General features: G+C 61.9%; 21 protein-coding genes. 14 read left to right on the top strand and 7 right to left on the bottom strand.

Annotated features, from left to right (window positions below; translation table 11 throughout):
- Positions 1-188 precede the first annotated feature (188 nt).
- On the bottom strand, positions 189-1,061 hold the full coding sequence (locus AOT87_RS09645) for a universal stress protein (protein WP_057969738.1): 873 nt from the start codon (positions 1,059-1,061) through the stop codon (positions 189-191).
- 320 nt (positions 1,062-1,381) lie between these two features.
- Between AOT87_RS09645 and AOT87_RS09640 the strand changes: the two genes are divergently transcribed.
- Positions 1,382-2,194, top strand: coding sequence for a universal stress protein (locus AOT87_RS09640; protein WP_234795866.1), 813 nt, complete (start codon positions 1,382-1,384; stop codon positions 2,192-2,194).
- 72 nt (positions 2,195-2,266) lie between these two features.
- On the opposite strand, the gene AOT87_RS09635 is transcribed toward AOT87_RS09640, so the two are convergent.
- Positions 2,267-2,869: a cation transporting ATPase C-terminal domain-containing protein gene (locus AOT87_RS09635; RefSeq protein ID WP_324612956.1), complete on the bottom strand. Its 603-nt coding sequence runs from the start codon at positions 2,867-2,869 to the stop codon at positions 2,267-2,269.
- 358 nt (positions 2,870-3,227) lie between these two features.
- Between AOT87_RS09635 and AOT87_RS09630 the strand changes: the two genes are divergently transcribed.
- The 8 genes from AOT87_RS09630 (at position 3,228) to AOT87_RS29290 (ending at position 14,034) form a co-directional block, all read left to right on the top strand.
- On the top strand, positions 3,228-4,739 hold the full coding sequence (locus AOT87_RS09630) for an AAA family ATPase (protein ID WP_234795865.1): 1,512 nt from the start codon (positions 3,228-3,230) through the stop codon (positions 4,737-4,739).
- A gap of 991 nt (positions 4,740-5,730) precedes the next feature.
- Positions 5,731-6,330 (top strand): DUF5994 family protein, encoded by a 600-nt coding sequence (locus tag AOT87_RS29295; RefSeq protein ID WP_324612955.1) that lies wholly within the window; start codon positions 5,731-5,733, stop codon positions 6,328-6,330.
- A 69-nt stretch (positions 6,331-6,399) separates the two neighbouring features.
- Positions 6,400-6,558, top strand: a complete 159-nt coding sequence (locus AOT87_RS29030) for a DUF6307 family protein (protein ID WP_005068407.1) — start codon at positions 6,400-6,402, stop codon at positions 6,556-6,558.
- Positions 6,559-6,751: 193 nt separating this feature from the next.
- Entirely contained in the window at positions 6,752-7,111 is a 360-nt protein-coding gene (locus AOT87_RS29025; protein WP_005093428.1) for a DUF5994 family protein, read from the top strand.
- Positions 7,112-9,345: 2,234 nt separating this feature from the next.
- A complete protein-coding gene (locus AOT87_RS09620; RefSeq protein WP_011894084.1) occupies positions 9,346-10,086 on the top strand; it encodes a TnsA-like heteromeric transposase endonuclease subunit in 741 nt (246 codons plus the stop codon).
- A 123-nt stretch (positions 10,087-10,209) separates the two neighbouring features.
- Positions 10,210-12,174: a Mu transposase C-terminal domain-containing protein gene (locus AOT87_RS09615; RefSeq protein ID WP_005148662.1), complete on the top strand. Its 1,965-nt coding sequence runs from the start codon at positions 10,210-10,212 to the stop codon at positions 12,172-12,174.
- Positions 12,162-13,190: an ATP-binding protein gene (locus AOT87_RS09610; protein WP_005148661.1), complete on the top strand. Its 1,029-nt coding sequence runs from the start codon at positions 12,162-12,164 to the stop codon at positions 13,188-13,190. The genes AOT87_RS09615 and AOT87_RS09610 overlap by 13 nt, the downstream gene beginning before the upstream one ends.
- A 298-nt stretch (positions 13,191-13,488) precedes the next feature.
- Positions 13,489-14,034 (top strand): hypothetical protein, encoded by a 546-nt coding sequence (locus tag AOT87_RS29290; RefSeq protein ID WP_240483272.1) that lies wholly within the window; start codon positions 13,489-13,491, stop codon positions 14,032-14,034.
- Between the two features lie 136 nt (positions 14,035-14,170).
- On the opposite strand, the gene AOT87_RS09600 is transcribed toward AOT87_RS29290, so the two are convergent.
- Genes AOT87_RS09600 through merA form a run of 5 tightly spaced genes read right to left on the bottom strand, consistent with a single transcriptional unit; the run spans position 14,171 to position 17,957 of the window.
- On the bottom strand, positions 14,171-15,019 hold the full coding sequence (locus tag AOT87_RS09600) for a cytochrome c biogenesis protein CcdA (RefSeq protein ID WP_005148659.1): 849 nt from the start codon (positions 15,017-15,019) through the stop codon (positions 14,171-14,173).
- Entirely contained in the window at positions 15,016-15,570 is a 555-nt protein-coding gene (locus AOT87_RS09595) for a redoxin domain-containing protein (RefSeq protein ID WP_005148658.1), read from the bottom strand. Before AOT87_RS09595 ends, AOT87_RS09600 begins: the two co-directional genes overlap by 4 nt.
- Positions 15,563-15,853: a hypothetical protein gene (locus AOT87_RS09590; RefSeq protein ID WP_005148657.1), complete on the bottom strand. Its 291-nt coding sequence runs from the start codon at positions 15,851-15,853 to the stop codon at positions 15,563-15,565. The genes AOT87_RS09595 and AOT87_RS09590 overlap by 8 nt, the downstream gene beginning before the upstream one ends.
- A 32-nt stretch (positions 15,854-15,885) precedes the next feature.
- Entirely contained in the window at positions 15,886-16,527 is a 642-nt protein-coding gene (gene merB, locus AOT87_RS09585; RefSeq protein ID WP_005148656.1) for an organomercurial lyase MerB, read from the bottom strand.
- Between the two features lie 26 nt (positions 16,528-16,553).
- Positions 16,554-17,957: a mercury(II) reductase gene (gene merA / locus AOT87_RS09580; protein ID WP_005148655.1), complete on the bottom strand. Its 1,404-nt coding sequence runs from the start codon at positions 17,955-17,957 to the stop codon at positions 16,554-16,556.
- Between the two features lie 56 nt (positions 17,958-18,013).
- Here merA and AOT87_RS09575 point away from each other — a divergent pair, with 56 nt between their 5' ends.
- From AOT87_RS09575 to AOT87_RS09555, 5 genes are all read left to right on the top strand, one after another.
- Positions 18,014-18,403, top strand: a complete 390-nt coding sequence (locus AOT87_RS09575; protein WP_005148625.1) for a heavy metal-responsive transcriptional regulator — start codon at positions 18,014-18,016, stop codon at positions 18,401-18,403.
- A 138-nt stretch (positions 18,404-18,541) separates the two neighbouring features.
- Positions 18,542-19,183, top strand: a complete 642-nt coding sequence (locus tag AOT87_RS09570; protein WP_079481877.1) for a cadmium resistance transporter — start codon at positions 18,542-18,544, stop codon at positions 19,181-19,183.
- 852 nt (positions 19,184-20,035) lie between these two features.
- On the top strand, positions 20,036-20,710 hold the full coding sequence (locus tag AOT87_RS09565) for a helix-turn-helix domain-containing protein (protein WP_057967927.1): 675 nt from the start codon (positions 20,036-20,038) through the stop codon (positions 20,708-20,710).
- Between the two features lie 93 nt (positions 20,711-20,803).
- Complete coding sequence (locus AOT87_RS09560) at positions 20,804-21,346, top strand: VOC family protein (RefSeq protein ID WP_057967928.1); 543 nt, start codon at positions 20,804-20,806, stop codon at positions 21,344-21,346.
- A 23-nt stretch (positions 21,347-21,369) separates the two neighbouring features.
- Positions 21,370-21,852: a nitroreductase/quinone reductase family protein gene (locus AOT87_RS09555; protein ID WP_057967929.1), complete on the top strand. Its 483-nt coding sequence runs from the start codon at positions 21,370-21,372 to the stop codon at positions 21,850-21,852.
- Positions 21,853-21,912: the final 60 nt, after the last annotated feature.

Below are 21,912 nucleotides of genomic sequence, written 5' to 3'. Positions count from 1 at the left end.
TTGTGTTGTGCGCCAGTGCGTATCGCCGCGATCGCGGCAATCGTCAACTCAGCAAGAATCCCCAATGTCAGCTCCACGAGTGCCGAGACTCGTGCTGAAAAACTGATGTCGGGATCGCGTCCGCAAACCCGAGCGGCCAGGTACCGATAGAACTCGAGAATCAGCATGTCCACGACGACCTCCAGCTGCTAATGGCCTCTGGTCACGATCACCGGGGCGTGCGATGCGTGTAGAACATTTCGGCTCACAGACCCCAGCAACATACCTGCGAATCCACCGCGTCCGTGACTGCCGACGACAACGAGTTGCGCATTCCGTGAATGCTCGATCAGCCAACGGCCCGGGTGCGCTTTCACCAGCTTGCGAATCACCTTCACGTCCGGATAGCGCTCCTGCCAGCCCGCTAATCGCTCACCCAGTAGCTCGTTTGCTTGCTCACGCTCCAGACGCCAGTCGAACTCTGGCGCCGTGTCCAAAACGTCCACCCATGCGTGCATCGCCACCAAGGGCACGCCCCGATGCGAGGCTTCATCGAACGCTAACGCAATGGCCGACTCAGAGATTGGCGACCCATCGATACCGACGATGACCGGACCATCCTGATTGCGGTCGGGTTCCTCCTGGACGACCGCTACCGGGCAGTGTGCGTAGCGCGCCAACCCCGAACTCACCGAGCCAGCCATGAGGCGATCGAACGTACCCAGACCGCGTCGGCCGACGACCAATACACGCGAGTCTTTCGAGATATCCGCGATCGCAGGAACGGGCTTGCCGAAGATCAGATCGGTTCGTATCTCCGGCAGTGCAGCGCCCACCGCATCCTCCGCAATAGTCTGAGCACGCCTCAACACCTCCTCGCAGTGATGGCGCTGCCACCGGTAAACGCGGTCTTGGGTGGCGGGGTCACGAATGTACAGATAGTCGCGACTGACAACTGAGACGATCGTCAGATGGTCGCGGCGCAGCGCCGCCTCGTGGGCGGCCCAACGGACCGCCGCCGCAGCCTCTGCAGAGCCATCCACGGCAACGACAACACCAGCTTTTTGCGTGAATTCGTACATGACAAGCACTTCCTTTCACCGGTATCTTCTACGCAGGTTAGGGGTCATTCCGTGCCGAGTACTGGGGTCTGCGGTCCCTCCCACGTCGCCATTGGTCACCCGGTGTGAGCTATGCGTCGCGGACTTTTGTCCTCACGGGAACGGACGCTTGGCACTAATTACTATTTGCGAATCCGTAGATGCTTATTACTAACGCAGCAATGTATTGCGAATTAAGCGCACCGCGGAAGGCTAATGTGATGCGAGACAATGGAACCGCGAACAAGGGTCGACAGCACCCGGTCGATCATGAGGACCATAAACCCGCAGCGGCAGTGGTCGTGGGCGTCGACGGATCGCATCGGGCCATAGCGGCCGCGCTGTGGGCGGTAGACGAAGCAGTAAATCGGGACATCCCTTTGCGTCTCGTATTCGCTATCGAGCCTCGACCCCCGTCAAGCGAGGATATCTACGCGGCCTACGACATCGCGACCGCCGAGATTGCCACCCAGGGCGCGGTACTCGCTGTGCAGTCATGCGACAAGCCTGTCAAGCTGGAAGTGGAGATTCTTCAAGGCACGGCATTAGACGTGCTGATTCGGCAGTCTCATTCTGCAGCCTTGGTATGTGTTGGGGCACTGAGTCGTGAACGCGCGGCAGACCACAGAACAACGTCCACCGCCGCCGCGTTGTCAAGACTGGCGCAGTGTCCCGTTGTGGTTGTGCGAGGACAGGAGTATGCCTCCGGAAGGCAGGGCAGCGTCATCATCGAGTTCGAAGATTCACTGGATTTCGATGATGTGCTGATGCAGGGTCTGAGCGCCGCGACGCTACGAAACGCCGGTGTCCGCGTCATCGCGTGCCGAGCGCGTCAAGGCAACGGTACCTTCCGCGCTGACGCCGACGTCCTGCGGGCACACCTAGAAAAGCTCCTCGAACCATGGCGCAATAAACACCCCGACGCCGCCATCGACGTCGTCATATCGTCAAGTAAAATAACCGAATATCTTGCGCACGAGCGTGATTCAGTACAGCTGCTGGTAGTTGGACGTCACCGCAAACAGGGACTGTCCGAGCTGATTGCCCCCTTACCATCTGCCACACACCACAGTGCCTACTCTGTGATGATCGGCGGTCTCCAGCGGGCACTGTAGGCCTCGCACTCGATGCCACATATGTCTGAGTAGGTGGAGACCTCACCTGTGCAAGGTGTGAACCAACCGGTTTCAACTTCTGGGGTTCCAGGAATGCGCAACACTGAAGCGTGTTGCGCGACGCGTGACGTGGTACTGCTCATCCTGCTGTTTAGTTATACGGATCGTAGTTTGTGCGGTGCTGTAGAAGAGCTTCTTTCCTGCCTCGATGAGAACGAGGTAGCAGACGACCATGAGCGCTAATGCCGCGAAGAAGCCAAGCGGCAGTGGGTGAAAACCGAGGCTGTTGGCCAGGGGAGTTGCTGGTATCAGTACCCCGACGGCAACAACCCCGAGCGCCGAAAGTACCAGCGGCATACTGGGGGTGCTGCGAAAGAGCGGTATTCGTCTGGTGCGTATTGCGAAGATCACCAGGATCTGAGTAGCGAGAGATTCAATAAGCCAGCCGGAGCGGAATTGTGTAGGCCCGGAATGGAATACCCACAGCATGACCCCAAAGGTGACGAAGTCAAACAGCGAGCTGATCGGGCCGAAGTACATCATGAACCGTCGGATGAAACCGATGTTCCATCGCGACGGCCGGGCGAGTTGCTCGATATCCACCTCGTCGGTCGGGATTGCCAACTGACTGGTGTCGTACAGCAAGTTGTTCAACAGAATCTGCGAAGGAAGCATGGGCAGAAAGTTGAGGAACAATGAGGCCCCAGCCGTCAGTGGGGCACTAGTCCTGGTGCTCATTCGCACAGATCAAAAGCGAAGCAAGCGATCTCGTCGAAATACACGACGGACAGGACTACACGGAGACGATCAAGGACCTTCGGTGTTCTCAGCATCGGCTGCTCCCGTTTAGATGGGTCAACTCGTACTATCACCGCGGCATCACATCAACAGAAGGGGCTTTCGTCCCGAGTCAGGCGACTGGGACCGACAGTTTCATGCCAAGGGGTGCTCTGCTCAGTTCGGCGGAAATAAGCATCAATGAAAGAGTCCCAAGGCCTCGATATCGTAGCCACCGCGGACGATCATGGGAGCTGTGAACGCTAGTCGACCACGCACTGATCAGACTCCCGAAATATTGGCGCCCAGCGACACCGCCGGCGCGCAAATCCATGAAACACACACGGGGATCGTGATCTTAATCGGGGACTTCGCCTACAAGGTGAAAAAGTCGTTGACGACTGATTTCCTTGACTTCAGTACCGTGAAATTACGTGAAAGTGCTTGCAAACGAGAGGTTTTCCTGAATCGCCGGATGGCGCCGGAAAGCTACCTAGGCGTCGCCTACCTGTCCGGCCCGCCGTCCGGTGACAGCGAGCCCGTGATAGTGATGCGTCGCTATCCAGACTCTGCGCGACTAGCCACGATGGTGAGAACGGGAGTAGATGTCGAGCTAAATCTTGTAGCAATCGCTGAGTTGCTAGCACGCTTTCACGTAACAGCTGAACGTGGTGCCCTAATCAGCGAATCCGGAACAGTTGACGCCATCACGGCCCGCTGGCAAGAGAACCTCACCGTCCTGGCTGACGTCGCCGGATCCATGGTGGCGGATGATGCCCTTGATGAAATGCGCAAATTATCAATAGAATTCATCAATGGTCGACATCTGCTGTTCGACGAGCGCATCGAAAGTGGTCTGATCGTCGATGGCCACGGTGACCTGCTGGCTGAGGACATCTTCTACACATCCACCGGCCCTGTTCCATTGGACTGCCTAGAGTTCGACGACACTCTGCGCTACGTCGACTGTGTCGACGACGCCGCGTTCCTAGCGATGGATCTGGAGTTTCTCGGGCGCACCGATTTAGCCGACTACTTCATCGAACAGTACATGCGCGCCTGCGGAATCGATACTCCACAATCACTGTGGCATTTCTATATCGCTTACCGCGCGACGGTGCGCGCGAAGGTGGACTGTATCCGGTTCACGCAGGGGCGTACCGAGTCGGCGCGGGACGCGACCTCTCACCTGGAGTTGGCACTTGCGCACCTTCGCGCCGGCGCAGTCCGCCTGATCCGAATCGGCGGCGGGCCGGGCACCGGAAAAACAACGCTCGCTAAAGCCCTTTCGGAAGAAAATGGGGCACAGATAATTTCAACTGACACAGTGCGCCGACAGCTACAGGAGCAAGGTGTCATCACCGGTGATCCGGGCACCCTTGATAGCGGCCTGTACTCCGCACAGAACGTTTCAACGGTGTACGAGACGGTGTTGCAGCGTGCGCGGATGCTGCTGATGCGAGGCGAGTCGGTGATCCTCGACGGGACATGGCGCAATCCTTATCAACAGGAGCAAACCCGCCACCTCGCCAGCGAAACACATTCCGTGCTATACGAATTCGAATGCCACCTGCCGGTATCGATTGCCCAGGAGAGAATTGCTCATCGCGGACGCACCATCTCGGACGCCACACCCGCAATCGCTGCGGCCCTTAACGCCGACGAGGAAAGATCGCACATGGCATATCGCATCGACACCAGCCAGCCCATCGGGGAGTCAATAGCTCAGATCGCAGCCGTATGCAATGCCGCCCCCAAAAACCAATAGGGATGCCCAAACATGCGCAACAACACGCATTGGGGATAACGGAGTCAAACAGGTTGCCGGGCAGGCAGATTCATGATATTTGCGTCACTGTGACGTAACGATAGGCCGTACTTACTTCGCCCAGCGGTAGGGTAGGCAACGGCGCATCGGCGGCCCGACCGATCGCGCCCGGCCCATGGAGGAGTTCAGCGGTTAGCGGACGGATCGTTCGAAGGGGTTTCGATCACGAAAAATCTGCGTATGCCATTTCTTGATGGGGCATCCATCCTCTAGCAGCCAAACGGGTTCAAGTGTCCGTTCTCAAATGATCTGTCGCAGATTATTCGACAAAAGCCGCTACTGAACAGGGTTGCGACAGATTAAGCGAGAACTCATTTCACCGTTGATGGCCCAGTGGTTCTCATTTGATCTGTCACAAGTCCACTCGAGCGGGCTCGCGTCGCCAACGTCACTGGCTTGATGCCAGAACGGTTCCGCGCAATCCGGTGGTGTTGCGGTGGAGCGCACCTGAGGCGAGGGTGTTGCGTCGGGTGTTTGAAACCAGCGGTGACCTCGGATTGACGTTGAACCAGTCAGTTTCCTGCCAAGGCTACGGCCAAGGCAGGTGCTGTCGGTACTTGATCTGCGGTACCGCAGATCGATTGAAGATATTGGCGCTTGGTTCCTTGATCAGTTTGATCTAAGGCAGCTTGACTTGATCTGTTGTCCGTTTGCCATTCGTGTACGAATAATCTTGCATACTCGATTTTGAACTAATTGTTGTGTCCTGGGCTGTCGTCGGTGGAAAACAAGCAACCGTCCACGCATCGCAGCCCATACAGGCCAGCCGAGACGCACCCGACCGGGTCAGCGGGGCCCTGACCGTAAATTGTCAGCGGCACAAGGTGCAATCCGCAAGTGCTGCCCGAAACTAGTCCGCTGCTTATGTGCTCCTTCCAGAGGAATGGGGGTAGGGTGAGGGTACGGCGAGATATTTGGTGCCCGCTCATCCATGGGTGTGACCGTGCCGACGATTCGGCCCCGTGCGCGGAGCCAAAGCAAGGAGCGTCCGATGACGCGTCAGCTGTTTTCAAAACCACGATGCGGGCCTGCCGTGCGTCTTCGGTTAAAGCCAAAAGCGTCACCTAGTGGATATGTCGACGGCGCCTGGTGGCCTTACTCGAAAGACTTGATGATCGAGCTGCCATCGCTGCTCCGGGTACTTACTGTTCGCTTGGGCACCATTGACCGCGTGGTTTACCGAGTGTCAGAGTGGACATCGAGCTCGCGGCGCATGCTGTTTCGGGATCGCCGCGCACATTTGAACTGGTCACTCATTCAGCCACCTAACACAATCAGTATCCAAGGTGCTCATGGGATCCATCTGAACCTCTTGGTAATAGCCCCAGATGCCCAGGCAAGTGGTGCTCACAGCGCCATGATGGCTGCGGCAGCACCGGGCAGCTGCGCAACTGTCGCTCAGCTGCTACCAGCCCACGACATGCCCGTCTGTACCGACATGTTTGAGGCGCAAGACCGATGGGACACCGAAGGTGGGACGTTAGGCGCTGAACATCGAACCAATCGCTCTGTGAGCACCAGGCGCCGGTAATGCGCGGCAGTCACAACAACCGCACCATCGCGGTACTTGAAACCGTTCCGACTGAACAGGACAAAGGTCATGGACTCTACGATCACGTTCCAGACTCCCTACGAGAAGCGCGTTGAATTGGTGGTCCAGGCGCTGATGGCATCGTCAACGCTTGACAACGATGTTGCCCAGATCGCTGCAGTCCAGGTGTTGCACGCGCTGGACTCGGTTCCGGAGAAGATCCGATGACCCGCGCTGTGATTTGAATCTGTTGAAAGTGTCAACCATTCACCAACCGTGCCGTTAGCGATCCTATCGCGGTGCGGTGCGTTTGAGGTCCGTTGTCTGAGTCCCGTTGAGCGACAGGGAAGTACGTATGACGCAGGCTGAATGTGCTGGTTCACCGGTTCGCTTCACGTTAGGGTCGAGCAGGACCGGCAGAATGGACGGGGCTTGGTGGCCCCAGGACGATGGACTGATTGCCCGGGAGTTGTCGCCCCTGATCGACGAGCTATTCGAGCACATTGGCACTGTCAGTCAGGTCTCACTGAACTGGAAGCCGGGCTCGTCGCGTTCCTGCATGAGGTCGGTTGCGATGCCTCAGTACCTCGCAAATCGGCCGTTCCATTGGGTGGTCACGCTCCGGGGCGAGTATCGAACGGTCCGCATGCTCATGGTGCCGGCACGCACCAACAAGCTCCTCGCTCGAAGGATCATGCGTCTGACTGCACAGATGCCCCTACTTGATTCCTCGAGTCAGGACCAGGTGACTGCGGCCCTACGAATAATCTTGGCTGCTTGAGGGATTCAACCCTCGTGACGGTTACTCAATGCCAGAGTCTTAGTTAGTCCCGGACGCAACGACTATCGATAGGTGCCGCCAAGCTCAGATGGGACCAGCTGGCATATGCGTTTGACCACAACGAAGTTCGCCAACTGTGCCAATTTCATGATGGGATTCGCGCGGCGGGGCCGCGCCCAAAGGGTCGCGATCGGGCAACGGTATTAACGATGCTCCGCGATCAAGCTGGCTGCCACTGTCAGGGAGTGATGAACCCGAATCCCTTTCGGCGTTGAACCACTCCACGGTGCCTTGTGCCATGCGATAACTACTCAAAGCCGGGGTCGACTTTCGATCCCGGGTCTGCGATCCAGGCAGCCCGTGAAGGTCATCACCCTGTTCTGCGTGCTGCCGCCAATGGTTCGATTGACAGCAATGCTGTTGGGCTACATGTGCTGCCCGGTTCGGCAGCTCTAGTCATCACGTCGTGGGCATGATGCGGGTCGGTCATCGGAGGGACAACCAGCAGTACTAGTCGACGATGGTCTAGATCGCTGATGTAGATGGTGTCTGGCCTCTGGTAACGGTACCCGTCTAACGACACCATACGACCCCAGTAGCACAGTTGTTTCGGCGCTGTGTCCCATTCGGTGATGCGGTAGATCACGCGCTTGATGGTCCCTAACCGGGAAGCTACAGCATCCAAAACTGCTGGTAAGTCTTGATTTAGGTCCTGTGAGCGCGGCCACCATGCGCCGTCGATATGTCCGCTCCAGTCACCATCGGGCTTTAGTCGAAGACGAATCGAGTCGTCGCAGTCGAGTGTCTCTACCGCCGATGTGACCGCGCTGATCATGATGTTGTCGGTCCGGCTGATTGCGACTTAGGCACCCGGTCGGATCTACCGCCAAAATCGCATTGATCCTCTGCTTCCGAATGCGATTTCCTGGAAGGGGGGACAATCAGCAGGGTCAAATGTGCGCCGTTCGTCCCTCGAACGCTAATAGTGCTGGCGGGCTGCAGAAGTGACCAACCCAGGTGAACCAGACGGTTGAGGAAAAGCACCCTCCGCGAGGAGGGTGCCCATTCCCCAGCTCGATAGGTAATCCGATCAATGGGACCCAAATCGAGGCTAAGTCGCGTAAGCAACGGCAGAACCTCGACCGATAGATCCTTCGATCGTGGGCACCAAGCTCCATCGGCGTATCCAGTTTTCGGATCCAGATGAAGGCACAGAGCCGACTGGAGTGGTTGTGGACAAAATATCTGATGCGCCATGAGACGCTCCTAGCCTCGGCCCGTAATCGGTGCCGAATAGTTCGACGGTGCCGCGCCCATAAGTAGGCAGGTACTAGATATCCGTCTACGTCCAGGATACTCCGGCTTGGACAGCCCAGGTCGGGTAGCGCGGTTTCAGGCGCTCTCACCGTGCACGAATCGCGGCGACAACATCACTTGGGTGATTGAGAGTCCTTGGAACGATTTTGCGCATGCCACGCACTACTGGCGGACCTCCCTAACCGGACACACTCAACAGCGTCAACAGCTACAGAAACAGCCTCACGAGAACCTCAGAAGCATCCCGGCACACTGAAAAGAACCCGATCGATCCCACCGATCTGGCATCAGCGGCGACCCGATGCGGCTCAAATGAGAACGACACGCGGTTGCGACAGATTAGATGAGAATGCGACAGGTCATTTGAGAACGGACACCAAAGTGTGTGAAAAGGATTGTCGTGCTGCGTGATTCGTGAGCAATTCGTCACAGTGACGTAATGTGCATGACTAGCGGGGGAGGGCAAGGCCGGTGGGGTAGCGTTGTTTTGTGACGGTTTAACGCGATCGCGCAGCTTCTGTTTACGAATCGAGACGCAAGTGCGGCGGAGCACTGTTGGCGGTCAACGAGTCGCCGCGGATTTTCGGAGGTGACGGGGATCGCGAATAGGTCGTCTTGATGCCTTTTGTTGATAAGCCATCGTTTCGTGCGTGGTCTGAATCGGATGAGTGTCAGGCGATCTCGGCTGACCGTCGGGGATTCGGGTGCGCGTCCGCAGGTTGAGCCAAGCAGAGCCCCACACCATCATATCGTCACTGTGACGATATGATGGTGTGGGGCTGGATGGCTAGAAGGGGTATCATAGTCGTCAAATATACTGCTGTCCGTTCTCATTGATTCTGGGGCATTCTCATTGAATCTGGGGTAAGTGCGTGTCTTTCTCATTGAATCTGGGGCACGAGGCTTAGCGTTTATGTGTGCTGACGTCGGCTGTTTCGGCTGGGCCAGGTGTAGCGAGTGCAGTGGACTTGGAGTTCAACACCCGCGAGGGATGCACGCGGCAATCGCTGGACCGATGTGCTGCAACCCGGTTTGAGTTGGACTGTTCACCAGTGCGGAATTTCCCCTCGTTTCGAGGTCAGCGTAACTTTCCCGGGCTGTGGTGGTTCGCCACAACCGGCGCACATGTAGGTCACGAGTCCTGGGTAGAACGTGACCAGTTGATGGCGTTGGATGCCGATCCGGATGTTGTTGGTGTTCTGTCGCAACCATTTTGGATTCATTGGCGTGACGGCACGCGGCATGCTCCTGACTACTTCGTGCGGCGCCGCGATGGATCTGTCGTCGTAGTCGACGTTCGTGAGGACGACCGGATCTCTGACGCTGATCGGGACGTGTTCGATCGGTCTGCCGCCACGTGCGCGATGGTCGGTTGGGATTACCTGCGTGTCGGTTCCCTCGATCCAGTGCTGCGGGCGAATCTACGTTGGTTGTCGGGTTATCGGCATCCGCGAGTATTGAAGATCGGTTTGGCTGATCAACTGGCGGAGGTCTTCGCTCGGGTCCGTCCGTTGATGGCTGGTGTGCACGCGGTCGGGACTCCTTTGGTGGTGCTGCCCGTACTGTTTCATCTGCTCTGGCACGGCCGTTTAGTTGCCGATCTGCAAGGAGCGGCACTTGGCGACGACACGGCGATTGGCCTCGGGACCGGGTGGTGACCTGACGTGCGAACGGGTGTCGTCCGAGAGGGAGACGAAATCCGTTTATCAGCAGGTGTTTTCACCGTCGTAACCCTGTCGGGCGGATCAGCTCGACTGGTTGACGCTGTCGGCGAGCAGATTGTGGTGCCGCTCTCGCAGCTGATGGTTGATCCGGCATTGGAATTGGTGTCGGGGTCGCGACCGCCACTGTGTTCTGAGGAAATGCTGGCTGGCATTCCCGAGGCAGCCGTCGAGCAAGCACGGTGGTGGGAGCGCCACATCGTGGAGATCCTCAGCGGCCGCCCGCCTGGGACGGCCGCGGGCATTCGTCCCCGCCCAGAGTTCGACACGGCGAAACGATCTCTGCGGCAGCGTGAGCTGGCCAAGTTGGACGAGCTGCGTGCCGCCGGCCACGACGTGAGTCGGAATGCGTTGCAGCGTCGCCGATTTGCCTACGAACGGGACGGGCTCCTGGGAGTGGTTGACGGGCGCCATAATCGGCGGCGCGCGGTATTCGGCCGTGTGGACGACCGTGTCGTCGCCGCGGTGCGGGATGCGATCGAGGGCGAGACCGACCTGTCAACGGGAACGGTGCAGCGTCTGCAACGGCGGGTCGCCAAGACGCTGGTGGCCACCTATGGTGCCGACGACGCGCCCGCGATGCCGTCGCAGCCCACCTTCTACCGGCTGGTCAAGCGCCTCGCGGAAGGACGGCACACGTTCGGGTCAGCACGGACGCGGCGATCGCTGTCCAAGCAGCCCGATGGCCCATTCGGGTCGATCACCGTGGTGCGCCCCGGCGAGATGGTGGAAATCGATTCAACCCTTCTGGATGTACGGGTAGTGCTCGATGACGGCATGGTAGACCGAGTCGAGCTGACTGCGATGGTCGACAACGCTACGCGGTCCATCCCGGCCGCGGTGCTGCGACCGACGACCAAAGCAGTGGACGCGTCACTGCTCTTGGCGCGGGCATTGACGCCCGAACCGATGCGCCCGGGATGGGCCGATGCGCTGCGGATGTCCCGGTCGGTACTTCCGCACCACAGCCTGACCAGTGTCGATCAGCGCCTGGCCGATGCTGCGGCCAGGCCGGTGATCGCTCCCGAGACGATCGTCTGCGATCACGGGAAAGCGTATCTGTCCCAAACATTTCGGCAAGCGTGCTGCACATTGGGGATCAATCTGCAGCCGGCTCATCCCGACTGCCCGACCGATAAGCCGAAGATCGAGCGGACATTGCAGTCGGTGGGCACCCTGTTCGCACAGTACGTGGCCGGTTACGTCGGTTCATCGGTGGAGCGGCGTGGGAAAAACGCCGAGGACGACGCGGTGTGGTCGATGATTGAGCTGCAGGCGCTGCTGGACGAGTGGATCATCGCGGTGTGGCAGAACCGCCCCCACGATGGCCTGCGGGATCCGGTGACGCCGGGGAAAGCGTTGTCTCCCAACGAGAAATACACTGCCCTCGTTGAGGTGGCTGGCTATGTACCGGTCCCACTGGACGCCGACGACTATATCGAATTGCTTCCCGTGCAGTGGCGCACAATCAACAGTTACGGGGTCCGGATCAACCATCGCACCTATGACGCCAAGGCGCTCAACCCATACCGGCGCCAGCATTCCGGGGTCGATGCCCGTAACGGACAGTGGGAAGTGCACTACGACCCGTATGACGTGTCGAGGATTTGGGTGCGCAATCACCACGAAGACGGATGGCTGGCCGCGACGTGGACGCACCTTCGGTCCTCGCCGGTGCCGTTCGGCGAGACACTGTGGCGCCACGCCCGCTCCGTAGCCGACCGCAGAGGGGCCCAGAAGACCCAGGAAGCGGAGATTGCGGCCATCGCGGAGGACTTGCTGGACCGCGCCGCCGCTGGGCCGCAGCAGCAGACGAAAGCCGAGCGCCGAGTGACTGGACGGACCAGCGCCGCGAGCGCCGGCCGGGACTGGCCGGACCCGACGGAATCATCCGAACATCATGGCCCGTCACCGTCGGAACGGGCCGCCGACAACGAGACTTTCGACGATGACGGCGAGATGGCGGAGGTCATACCCCTGCCGGTGTTTGATGCACGCAAGGAGGCCCAAACGTGGCGACTGTGACCGAGATTGCGGCGGTGGGTCAGTTAGAGGATCGCCGCCAGCCGACCACGACGCTGGAGGGCTGGCGGCGTTTTGTTGATGCCGATCCGCCGGAGTTCACGTTGCTCGCCGACGACGAGTGGGCCAGCCTCGGTGAGGACGAGCGGACGGCCTACAACGAGGCCCGGGTTGCGCATCATTCGGAGCTGGTGGTGGTCACCACGTCGGCGATCGAAGCGATCACCCATCAGGGCCGGCTGTTGACATTGCTCAACCAGCGCGAGATCGGGGCCCGGCGCGGGCTGATCATCTCCGGCGGGGCAGCGACGGGGAAAACTACGGCGATCAAGCAACTGGGTCGGTTTCACGAATTGCGCACCCGTGCACGGTTTCCCGGCGATGAGAGCCGGATTCCGGTGGTGTATGTGACGGCCCCGCCGAAAGGGTCGCCCCGCAAGTTGGCGATGGAGTTCGCACGGTTTCTGGGGCTTCCCACGCTCAATCAGCGGATGAACGTGACCGATATTTCCGATGCCGTGTGCCAGGTGCTCATCGATGCCCGTACCGACATCGTGGTGGTCGATGAAATCCACAACCTCAACCTCGACACCCGCGCCGGCGAAGAACTGTCCGACCACCTCAAATACTTCACCGAGCATCTGCCTGCGACATTCGTTTACGCCGGGATCGAAGTGGAACGCTCGGGGCTGTTCACCGGCACGCGGGGACGGCAGTTGGCCGGCCGTTGCGGGGTGATCCACACCAGCGCATTCCCCGACGCCAAGGAGTGGCGACAACTCGTCGCCGCCATGGAAGGTACCTTGCGTCTGCATCGACACGAACCGGGAAGCCTTGTCGCCCAGGCCCGTTACCTGCACCGCCGCACCGGCGGGATGATCGGCAGCCTGGCCCACTTGATCCGGGCTTCAGCAATCCAAGCGATGCTCGACGGCACCGAGCACATCACCCGCGAGGCCATGGACGATATTTTGATCGACTACGCCGCCCACACGGCCGCGGCCCGCACGGCCAGCTGACGTGGCAACTGTCAGGCCGTGGCCGCGCGGACCACGCCAGCGGCTCCCGCGAACGATCGCACCGTTCCGTTGGGAAGCCGTATCGTCCTACATCGACAGGCTGGCCCGCGCCAACCATATCGGCGTCTCCACACTGCGCGGCCATGTCGCCGAATCATGCGCAGCCCGGCCGCGACCGGACTGGTTGGCCGTCGTCAGCGGCCAACCTGAGCAGGTAATCCGGTCCCGTCTCTGCGGGCTTGCTGGCGACCCCACCGCGCTCAAGCAATATCTCCGCCGCCCTTTGTGTCAAAGATGTATGGCACGCAAGGGAATACACGAACCCGTCTACTGCTACCTGCCTGCACATGTCTCCGTATGCCACCGTCACCGACGCTGGATCGGTTCACCAACGCGCGTTCTTGACGACCAGGTGGATCTTCGTGACCGGCCCACGGTGCTCAGTGCCGGGCGCACGCATCGGCGCTTGGCCCGTCAGTATTCAGAGGTCGACCTTCATGACGCCTTGGGCGACGCCCGCCACATCCTGGTCTTCTGGGCTCACGCAGAGCGTCACGTGGCGGCGGGGATTCTGCAGAATGGCCCAGAAGCGCACGTGGTGGCCTACCCCGATGTGATCGCCGTAGCCGCAACATTGCTCACAGCTCGCCCTCGGGTTGAACAGCCCAGGACGCCAACGGAACCCGCCTGGCCGACGCTACTGCTCGACCGCATCAACGAACGCACCGGCGCCCACCATGCCGACGCCACCCCCGTCGAGCAATGGGCGCAGTACCGACGCCTATTCGCCACTGCCGTATTGACGACACGCTCAGACGGCGCAGAACTGGCGTGTCGCGCTTAGGGGTCGGCAGTCTTGAATGTGCCTTATCAGTAAGGCACTTGTGGTGTGCATCTGACTGTGTCCGACGGTTGTATCTATCGGCTTTCTAATCGTTAGGGACAGTGGTATCTGGCTGGGTGTATCGGCCGGTGAATCATCACCGGCGGCGCTGCTTGCCGGTGATTGGCCGGCGGTGGGTGGTCCAGTACGCGGCCACCGCGCTGACCACCACAGCGAAGGCGGCAATGACGCTGGCCGGGAGGGCGTGGTCCTGCAGCCATCCGGTCGCGGTGGCCGACCAGCCGGTGAGCAGGTTGCCGCCGCTGGCGGTGTGCCCGGTGGCCGCGGGCAGCCAGTACCACGCGAGGTAGGCGCCGGTGGCGATGAGGACAACGGCGGTGACGCGGGTCCCGTGGCGGGCGAGGATACCCAGATGCCGGGTCAGGGCCGTGCCGGCGATGGCGGTGCCGACGCTGACCAGCATCAAGATGGTGGCGGCACCGGCTGTGTATGCGGTGAACACTGCCAGCAGACCGCCCCATCCGCTGGTGGCCTGGGCCTGGGCGATCACCGCGAGCAGTACCCCGAAGGTGCAGGACAGTGACGCCAGGGCGTAGCCGATTCCGGCCGCGAGCACACCACCGGCTGTTGGGGAGTCCGGCCGATGACGCGTCCGGGCAGGCATACGCAGACCGATGGTGCGGCCGGTGAGCATGAAGCCGCCCAAGATGGCCAGGGTGAGCCCGATCGTGATCCCGAGCCAGGGAGCAGCCGTCACCAGGGTCCGGGCACCGGCACTGATCGCGATACCGGCGAGGGTGAGGGTGCCGGTGAACCCGATGGTCAGGACGGCCCCGGTGCGCAGTGCCCGGGCCAGCCGCACGAGCACCGCATCGGTGCCGCCGGTGGCGATGGTGCCGGTGATCCACGCCGGTAGCAGCGCGAACCCGCAGGGGTTGACCGGGGCGAGCATGCCAGCGGTAAACGCGAGCGCGAGCAGGTTCACCGTGCGGCGCTGCTGCCGAGGGCGGCCAGGATCTGATCCTGGGACGGGGCGTGGCCGCGGTAGCTGATCTGCCCGGACGGGTCGATGACGAGGGCGGTGGTCGGCGCGGTCACCTGGTAGCGGCTGGTCAGGGCCCCGTTAGTATCGACGACCGCGGGCAGGCTGGTGCCGCCGATCTGGTCCAGGAAGTGGCGAACATCGGCGGGTTTCTCGGTGGGGACGATGTCGACGGCTAGGAACTTGGCGCTGCCTCCGGCTTTCTCCACGGCCGCCCGAGCAGCGGCCAGGGATTTACCGCCGCCGACGCATTCGCCGCACCCGTAGGAGAAGAACAGGATCGCGGTCGGGGCGGCAGCGGGCAGTTCGACGGTTTTGCCGTCCACCGTGGTCAGTGTCGCCGCCGTCGCCTGGGTTGTGGCGTTGGCGTGTGGCGGTGAGGTCGGATTGCTGGTTGTGGCCGATTGGCCGCACGCGGTCAGCGCGCCCGCTGCCAGCATCACAGCCGTAACGCCCGCCCACCTGTGGGGTGTAAACGAACGCGTTTCAGACATTGTCGATGCTTCCTTTCGTCAGGTCGTCGAGCGTGTGCGTCGCGGGTGAATGGCTGTCGGCGGGACAGCAGTGATCGCCGCGTTGACCGCGGCGGGCGAAGGCGACCACAGCCGCCAGCAGCAGCGCGACGGCTGCCCCGATGACCCATGGATTCTCGAGCAGTCCACACACGGCGGCGAGCGCGCCGCCGGCGATCAGGACTGGCGCGGCGCAACACAGGGCCGTCACCAGCACCGCTGCCGCACCCAGCAGCACGGGATTTCTTCGTGGACGTTGATTCATTGATTTCTCCTCATCAGGTTGGGTGCGGCTGGTCAGCTGCAGCAGCCGGGGTGGGCAGTTGGCGGGGTATGGAGCTGGGTAAGGATTTGTGTGGTCAGGGCTGCGCCGAGTTGGTGGGCCTCAGCGACGCTGACGATCTGACCTTCGGGGTGCTCGGCGAGCCACGGCGCGGCGTCCTGCGCGCAGGTGAAGTAGTGCACCTGGTTGCAGAATGAGGACCGGATCGAGGTGAGGTCGTCGGGGTTGACCAGCGAGACCACCGCGGTCTCGGGCTGCACGCTGGTGACACCGTTTTCGCCGACCGAGACCCTGATCGGGTGCCCGCTGACGGGTGATTCGGATTCGATGCTGGCGGGCCGGTCCAGGATGGTGGGAAAGATGAGGGTGTCCAGGGCGCACCAGGTGTAGAGCTCTTGGCCGGCCACGGTGAATCGGTGGCGGGTCGGGCGCAGGGTCAGGCCCTGGCCGACGATGCGGCCCTGCTCGTCGTATTCGGTGTCGGGTACCGCGGCCAGACGCCGGGTCACCTCGTCAACCGGGAGGCCGACGGCCGCGGCGAGCGCCTCCACGGTGACCGGCTCGCCGGCGGCGAGCAGCCGCAGCAACGGCACCAGCATCGTCGGGTCGAGCCCGGACTCTTCCGGAATGGTCAGGCGGTCAAGGAAATTGGGCATCAGGAACCTTTCGAGTGAGCCATGCGTCAGGATGCGCAGCAGGACAGTCGGGACATATCGGCGCTGAAGGACTGGGCGGCGATTTTGATGCCTTCGGCCATGGTCAGATACGGGGCCCAGGACCCGGCGACCTGGTCGACGGTCATCGCGGCGTCGAGGATGTAGACCGCGGCGGCGGCGATCTCGCCAGCATCCTTGGCGACGGCGGTGATGCCGTGGATGCGGCCGGTGCCGGCGTCGGCGACGAGTTTGATGAAACCGCGGGTGTCTCGGTTGACCACCGCACGCGGCACATGTTTTAGCGGCAGCACCCGGCAGTCGCACCGTGTCCCGGCGGCGAGGAGCTCGGCCTCGGTCGTCCCGGCCGCACCGACCGCGGGGCTGGTGAACGTCACGCGGGGCAGATGGCGGTAGTCGACCCTGCGGCCGGCGTCGGTGAAGATGTTGTCGGCGACCATCGCGCCGTGATGGGCGGCGACGTAGACGAACTCGCGGTGCCCGGTCACGTCGCCGGCCGCCCAGATCCGTGGGTTCGACGACTGCAGCCCGTCGCTCACCACGACCTCGTTGTTCTCGCCGGTTTTGACCTGCACCGCTTCGAGATTCAGGCCGTCGGTGTTCGGACGGCGGCCGGTGGCGACGAGGACTTTCGCGGCACGGAACTGCTGCGTTCCGCCGGTGATGGTCGCGGTGACCGTGACCTGATCGTCGGCCTGCTCGACCTCGCTCACCGTGGCGCGGCGCACCACCCGGATGCCGTCGTCGGCGAACACCTCCAGCAGCGCCATGCCGACTTCCGGCTCTTCCTTCGATGCCAGCGTGGAGCGGACCAGCACCGTCACCGTTGACCCGAGCCGGGCGAACAGTTGCGCCTGCTCCAACGCGACGTAGCCGCCGCCGATCACCAGCAGCGACTCCGGGACCTCGGTGACTTCCATCGCGGTGGTCGAGGTCAGGTAGGCGACGCCCTCGAATGCGGGCGGGATGACTGGGTTCGCGCCGGTGGCGATCAGGTAGTGCTCGGCCTCGATGGTGGCATCGCCGACCTCGATGACGGGCGCGTCCGGGGTTCCGGCGAACCGCGCTTGGCCCTGAATGCGCTGCCAGCCATACGATTCGGCCACGTTGAGGTACTTCTCTGAGCGCAGCGACTCCACCAGATCGTGCGTGCCGGCGATCAGGGCCGCCATGTCCACCGGGCCGGCCGTGGTGGCGATCCCCGGGAACCGGGCAGTGTCGGCTGCGGTATGCCGGGCCTCGGCCGCTGCGATCAGGGCCTTTGACGGCACGCAGCCGGTGTTGACACACGTGCCACCGAAGATGCCGCGCTCGATCATGACGACGGACTTGCCGAGCGCGGTAGCGCGGATCGCCGCGGCCATCGCCGCGCCGCCGGAACCGATGACCGCGAGGTCCAATCCCTGACTCATGCACCCATCCTTGACCTTCAAGTAGGCTTGAAGGTCAAGTGTTCTGAGGAGACATCGTGAGAATCGGGAAGCTCGCCGAGGCGACCGGGGCCACCACCGCGACGCTGCGCTACTACGAAGACGAAGGCCTGCTCCCGCCCGCCGAACGTTCCCCGGCGGGGTATCGCGACTATGCCGCCGACACGATCGCCCGGGTCGGCTTCATCCGACGGGGACAGGCCGCCGGGTTCAGCCTCGCCCAGATTCGGCAGATCCTCGACATCCGTGACAGCGGCCACGCGCCGTGCACGCACGTGCGCGACCTGCTCGACATCCGACTGACCGACCTCGACGAGCAGATCAGCGCACTGGTGGCACTGCGCGAGACCATCGCCCGGCTGCGGCAGGGCGCCGAAAGCGTCGACCCGGAATCATGCAGCGCCGATGACGTATGTCGATACCTCTAGGAGCCACCTCCGTGGCACCGGAGGCATGTATTTCGTCAAGTCCGTTGACCCCGGCAGTCGTCATGAATTTCCGCCCCACTGGAGGTCGTTGGTGCGCGGGAGCGCGGGGCCTGCTGAGCAGTAGGCTCACCCGATGCGGTGGGATTTCACTCGAAGCTGGTCGCATTGGCCGTGCTGAGCCCAGCCACACTCGTTCAGGCGATCGCCACCTTCGCCATCACCAATATCGACGACATCGTGGTCCTCGCGGTGATGTTCGGCCAGGCGCCCGGTCATCGTGGCGCAGCCATCCGAGTGACCGCCGGTCAGTACCTCGGCTTCACCGCCATCTTGGCAGTTTCGGTCGGCGGCGCACTCCTGGGTGCCACGCTGCTTCCTCCAGCCGCACTGCCGTACTTCGGGCTGCTGCCCATCGTGTTGGGGCTGCGGGCGGCATGGCTGGCCTGGCGGGATCGCCGCACCCAACCGGCGCCGACCGATGATCCCGCAACACTGTTGACGCCTGGCACCTGGCAGGTCGCAGTCATCACCTTCGCCAACGGCGGCGACAACATCGGCGTGTACGTTCCGATCTTCGCCGTCTCAACGATCGCCACCATCGGTGTTTACATCATCGTGTTCCTCATCGGTGTGGCCATCTGGTGCGCGGCCGGCCGATATTTCGCCTCCCACCCGATCATCGCCAAAGCACTCTCACGCTGGGGCCACATCGTTCTGCCCGTTGCACTGATCACAATCGGGGCCCTCATCCTCATCAAAGGCGGAGCGTTCGCCCTCTAGCTCGGAGCAACTTCACCACTCAGGGCCAGGAGGCGCTCCTGCATCGGCATGTGTTGGCGTTCAACCACTTTGGTGATGTCCCGGCCCGTATCCGCTATGACAATCTAAAACGGGCGGTGGCCAAGGTGCTCAAAGGCCGCAGCCGGCACCCGAACTACCAACACGAGCGAGCGCACCACAGAATCATGATCGTGTGTCACGAGAGACACGATCACAGTAGTTATACCGAAGACGTACCCGAGCCAACGGAATCGACAGGAGACCATTCCGGCTACCCTGCTGCGCTCGCAGCCGGGCGCGGAAGCAGGGTTGCCCCAGATTCAATGAGAAACGTCGCGATCGAAATTCTCATCCAATCTGGGGCAATGCAGGTCAGACTAGTAAATGTGCCCCAGATTCAATGAGAACGGACAACTGCGCCCGAGCGGTTTTAGATGTTGATGCAGAGCGTGCTTGGCGGATAGCCGACACGGCGTTGCCGTACGTACACGCGCCGAGCGGCGCGGGCATATGTGGGGACGTGAAGGTTGGCAGCCGGGGGTGAGATCGAGCGTCGGCACGGGAGGCGCACGTCGCAAAAGGTGCAGGTGGTGCCGCCCTTCGCATCCGCCCTGCGTATATCAAACGCCGATAAGACACATTATGTCAGATAACTCTCTCGCCGTGCTCATCTGATGAATCAGATCGGTCCCCACCCATCCTCGTCGGCCTGGTCTGTGTATTCATACGAAATTTCCTGGTGGGGCGTTCCTACCCCGCCGTCACCGGCGAAAAGAGCGGCGAGGTGCTCACCTGACGGCTCCGTGGGCGGGGCCTACCCGGAGGGGGAAACCGACCAGTATGTTTCCTCGGATGTGGGAGGAACGGGCGGGCCGGTCACCGCGGGTACGCACAGTCTGGCGCGCGACTGTGGAGAGTCCCGAACGCTATTCGGTGATCGGATCCGAGTACTGGGGTTTGTCGTTCATCCGTCGCCGAGACGGAGAGTTGGCCGCCGAGCTGGATGGTCCGAGCCTGCGTAATCGGATCGTCGACGGGCATGTGGGCGAGCGGTACTGGGGCGTCGAACTCGCCGCCTACGTCGCAATCCCAGGCGTGCCTAAGCAGGCGATCCTCGGCGAGACGGTGACCTTGCCGGTATCGGGCGGCCACGTCCTCCTTGGGGACCACCGATGGCCGGTGCCAGCGTGGCCCGATCTGGAAGACTGGGTCGGTCCCCTGGCTGAGAACCGCGGGCTACTGGTCGACGAGGAGGTCCGCAAGGCGTTGAGCGGGCATCGGATCGGCGCCTCGGAACGGACTTGGCAACGCCGCTACCGTCGCACGGTCGGGCTGACCGCTCAGCAGATCGATCAACTTCACCGCGCGCAGCACGGCTACTTCCTGTTGCAGACCGGGCACTCGCCTGCGGAAGCGGCGGCCGGAGCCGGATTCGCCGATCAGCCGCATCTGACTCGCTCACTGCGGTTGATTCGCGGTCAGACCCCGGCCGCCATCATTGCCGCCCAAAGGCGTCGGCAGCACTGACGCGACTGCCGACGACACCGCGACGGTGTCGGCACCGAAGAGTTGTCGTTTTGGTTCAAGAATTCGCCTGCGGTCTCGCGATCGAATAGTCCCATGACTGCTTTCCCCGCCGCACAGGCCGGCTTCTCAACGATCAACCCGTTCATCGTCACGCGTGACGCCGAGGGCCTGATCCGTTTCCTGACCGATGTCTTCGACGGCGTCGAGCATCCCGATGCCCGCACTGTCGACGATGACGGTCTCCTCCTGCATGCCGAGCTTCAGATCGGTGGCAGCACTGTGATGTTCGCCGAACGGAAGCCCGGCTGGCCATTCACCCCGGCACTGCTGCAAGTCTATGTCGACAATGTCGAGGTCGTGCTGGAGCGGGCGGCCGCCGGCGGTGCCGAGATCATCACCCGCCCAACCGAGTTCTTCGGTGATGTCTTCTCCCGTTTCCTCGACCCCTGGCACAACCTGTGGTGGGTCTACAAAAGCGGGACCGCCCTGGACAACGACTGGGACGAGAGCTCGACCGGCGCTGACTGGTCCGACACCACTGACGATTCGGCGGCGTGGGAGCCGACTCCCGAACTCACCTACATCCACGACACACTGCTTGAGGCACTCGGCAAAGTCCGCGACCCCCATCAGTGATCGACGTTTGGAGATTTCGAAGCATGGCGAACCAAGACATCAGCTACGACGACGCCGACGCCCCGTGGAATCAGGAAACCGGTCAAGATCCATCGAACTGGAACGACGACGTGGTTGCCGAGTTCCGGGCGAACGCAGGCCAGGTCGGCGGTGACTACGCCGGATACCCGCTGATCCTGTTGACTACGACTGGTGCCCGCAGCGGTCAGCTCCGAGTAGTGCCTCTGGCGCCCAACTATCGCGGCAATACGCTCTACCTCAGCTCGTTCCGGGAAGATCGGGATCCGGACTGGTTCCACAACATCCGGGCGAACCCGGCCGTCACTGTCGAGATCGGAAACGAGACGTGTCAGGGAACGGCGACGACGCTGTCCGGTGCCGAGTACGACGAGTTCGCCGATTGGGTGCGGCGAAACAACCAACTGCTGACCGAGTTCCAGGCGACCATCGACAGGCCGGTGCCACTGGTGACGGTCCGCTTCGCGCAACGCCGATCTACGGTATGAGAAGCAGCCATCGCAAAGCCGTCCGGAGATCGGTGTCTCTCCCCCGCCCCATCTGGCGCA

Origin of the sequence: Mycobacteroides sp. H003 (assembly GCF_001440135.1) — a bacterium.
In the GTDB taxonomy this organism is placed as follows: Bacteria; Actinomycetota; Actinomycetes; order Mycobacteriales; family Mycobacteriaceae; genus Mycobacterium; species Mycobacterium gwanakae.
This window is presented reverse-complemented; position numbering and strand designations above follow the sequence as displayed.

Bases quoted from the DNA above. Each gene is read 5' to 3' on its own strand.
- AOT87_RS09590 (WP_005148657.1), bottom strand. From the start codon at position 15,853: ATGAATCAACGTCCACGAAGAAATCCCGTGCTGCTGGGTGCGGCAGCG.
- AOT87_RS09555 (WP_057967929.1), top strand. From the start codon at position 21,370: ATGGCGAACCAAGACATCAGCTACGACGACGCCGACGCCCCGTGGAAT.
- AOT87_RS09565 (WP_057967927.1), top strand. From the start codon at position 20,036: ATGTGGGAGGAACGGGCGGGCCGGTCACCGCGGGTACGCACAGTCTGG.
- AOT87_RS29025 (WP_005093428.1), top strand. From the start codon at position 6,752: ATGGACGGGGCTTGGTGGCCCCAGGACGATGGACTGATTGCCCGGGAG.
- AOT87_RS09635 (WP_324612956.1), bottom strand. From the start codon at position 2,869: ATGCTTCCTTCGCAGATTCTGTTGAACAACTTGCTGTACGACACCAGT.
- merA (WP_005148655.1), bottom strand. From the start codon at position 17,957: ATGAGTCAGGGATTGGACCTCGCGGTCATCGGTTCCGGCGGCGCGGCG.
- AOT87_RS09595 (WP_005148658.1), bottom strand. From the start codon at position 15,570: ATGTCTGAAACGCGTTCGTTTACACCCCACAGGTGGGCGGGCGTTACG.
- AOT87_RS09645 (WP_057969738.1), bottom strand. From the start codon at position 1,061: ATGTACGAATTCACGCAAAAAGCTGGTGTTGTCGTTGCCGTGGATGGC.
- AOT87_RS29290 (WP_240483272.1), top strand. From the start codon at position 13,489: ATGGCACGCAAGGGAATACACGAACCCGTCTACTGCTACCTGCCTGCA.
- AOT87_RS09560 (WP_057967928.1), top strand. From the start codon at position 20,804: ATGACTGCTTTCCCCGCCGCACAGGCCGGCTTCTCAACGATCAACCCG.
- AOT87_RS29295 (WP_324612955.1), top strand. From the start codon at position 5,731: ATGGGTGTGACCGTGCCGACGATTCGGCCCCGTGCGCGGAGCCAAAGC.
- AOT87_RS29030 (WP_005068407.1), top strand. From the start codon at position 6,400: ATGGACTCTACGATCACGTTCCAGACTCCCTACGAGAAGCGCGTTGAA.
- merB (WP_005148656.1), bottom strand. From the start codon at position 16,527: ATGCCCAATTTCCTTGACCGCCTGACCATTCCGGAAGAGTCCGGGCTC.